The organism is Streptomyces sp. NPDC031265 (genome assembly GCF_055570295.1).
This window is the reverse complement of the sequence record NZ_JBVIHM010000066.1, coordinates 1-2,719: the sequence shown is the minus strand read 5'-3', so window position 1 is coordinate 2,719 and position 2,719 is coordinate 1. Positions and strand designations below refer to the sequence as shown.

General features: G+C 56.1%; 1 rRNA gene. It reads right to left on the bottom strand.

The features are described from left to right. Positions 1 to 31 precede the first annotated feature (31 nt). A 23S ribosomal RNA gene (locus tag ACZ499_RS40030) occupies positions 32 to 2,719 on the bottom strand; the annotation flags it as partial.

The following is a 2,719-nucleotide window of genomic DNA, read 5'->3' as shown; positions in this document are numbered from 1 at the left end:
TTCAGAACTAACACAGTGGACGCGAGCAACTGAGGACAAGCCCTCGGCCTATTAGTACCAGTCAGCTCCACCCCTTACGAGGCTTCCACATCTGGCCTATCAACCCAGTCGTCTACTGGGAGCCTTACCCTCTCAAGGAGGTGGGAATACTCATCTCGAAGCAGGCTTCCCGCTTAGATGCTTTCAGCGGTTATCCTTTCCGAACGTAGCCAACCAGCCATGCCCTTGGCAGGACAACTGGCACACCAGAGGTTCGTCCGTCCCGGTCCTCTCGTACTAGGGACAGCCCTTCTCAATATTCCTGCGCGCGCAGCGGATAGGGACCGAACTGTCTCACGACGTTCTAAACCCAGCTCGCGTACCGCTTTAATGGGCGAACAGCCCAACCCTTGGGACCGACTCCAGCCCCAGGATGCGACGAGCCGACATCGAGGTGCCAAACCATCCCGTCGATATGGACTCTTGGGGAAGATCAGCCTGTTATCCCCGGGGTACCTTTTATCCGTTGAGCGACGGCGCTTCCACAAGCCACCGCCGGATCACTAGTCCCGACTTTCGTCCCTGCTCGACCCGTCGGTCTCACAGTCAAGCTCCCTTGTGCACTTACACTCAACACCTGATTGCCAACCAGGCTGAGGGAACCTTTGGGCGCCTCCGTTACTCTTTAGGAGGCAACCGCCCCAGTTAAACTACCCATCAGACACTGTCCCTGATCCGGATCACGGACCCAGGTTAGACATCCAGCACGACCAGAGTGGTATTTCAACGACGACTCCACAACCACTGGCGTGGCCGCTTCAAAGTCTCCCACCTATCCTACACAAGCCGAACCGAACACCAATATCAAACTGTAGTAAAGGTCCCGGGGTCTTTCCGTCCTGCTGCGCGAAACGAGCATCTTTACTCGTAGTGCAATTTCACCGGGCCTATGGTTGAGACAGTCGAGAAGTCGTTACGCCATTCGTGCAGGTCGGAACTTACCCGACAAGGAATTTCGCTACCTTAGGATGGTTATAGTTACCACCGCCGTTTACTGGCGCTTAAGTTCTCAGCTTCGCCACCCCGAAGAGTGACTAACCGGTCCCCTTAACGTTCCAGCACCGGGCAGGCGTCAGTCCGTATACATCGCCTTACGGCTTCGCACGGACCTGTGTTTTTAGTAAACAGTCGCTTCTCGCTGGTCTCTGCGGCCACCCCCAGCTCACGGAGTAAATCCGATCACCAGTGATGGCCCCCCTTCTCCCGAAGTTACGGGGGCATTTTGCCGAGTTCCTTAACCATAGTTCACCCGAACGCCTCGGTATTCTCTACCTGACCACCTGAGTCGGTTTAGGGTACGGGCCGCCATGAAACTCGCTAGAGGCTTTTCTCGACAGCATAGGATCATCCACTTCACCACAATCGGCTCGGCATCAGGTCTCAGCCTCAATGTGTGACGGATTTGCCTATCACACGGCCTACACCCTTACCCCGGGACTACCACCGCCCGGGCTGGACTACCTTCCTGCGTCACCCCATCGCTTACCTACTACCACCTTGGATCGACGGCTCCACCACTTTCCTTTCCCCGAAGGGTCCGGAACGGCTTCACGGCCTTAGCATTAATGGATTCGATACTGGGCGTTTCAAAGCGGGTACCGGAATATCAACCGGTTGTCCATCGACTACGCCTGTCGGCCTCGCCTTAGGTCCCGACTTACCCTGGGCAGATCAGCTTGACCCAGGAACCCTTAGTCAATCGGCGCACACGTTTCTCACGTGTGTATCGCTACTCATGCCTGCATTCTCACTCGTGAACCGTCCACCACTAGCTTCCGCTGCGGCTTCACCCGGCACACGACGCTCCCCTACCCATCCATACAGGCGTTGGCCCTATGTGTATGAATGACACGACTTCGGCGGTACGCTTGAGCCCCGCTACATTGTCGGCGCGGAATCACTTGACCAGTGAGCTATTACGCACTCTTTCAAGGGTGGCTGCTTCTAAGCCAACCTCCTGGTTGTCTCTGCGACTCCACATCCTTTCCCACTTAGCGTACGCTTAGGGGCCTTAGTCGATGCTCTGGGCTGTTTCCCTCTCGACCATGGAGCTTATCCCCCACAGTCTCACTGCCGTGCTCTCACTTACCGGCATTCGGAGTTTGGCTAAGGTCAGTAACCCGGTAGGGCCCATCGCCTATCCAGTGCTCTACCTCCGGCAAGAAACACACGACGCTGCACCTAAATGCATTTCGGGGAGAACCAGCTATCACGGAGTTTGATTGGCCTTTCACCCCTAACCACAGGTCATCCCCCAGGTTTTCAACCCTGGTGGGTTCGGTCCTCCACGAAGTCTTACCTCCGCTTCAACCTGCCCATGGCTAGATCACTCCGCTTCGGGTCTAGAGCGTGCAACTCAAACGCCCTGTTCGGACTCGCTTTCGCTACGGCTTCCCCACACGGGTTAACCTCGCTACACACCGCTAACTCGCAGGCTCATTCTTCAAAAGGCACGCAGTCACGACGCATTAAGTAAACTCAATGCGCGACGCTCCCACGGCTTGTAGGCACACGGTTTCAGGTACTATTTCACTCCGCTCCCGCGGTACTTTTCACCATTCCCTCACGGTACTATCCGCTATCGGTCACCAGGGAATATTTAGGCTTAACGGGTGGTCCCGCCAGATTCACACGGGATTTCTCGGGCCCCGTGCTACTTGGGTGTCTCTTAAACGAGCCG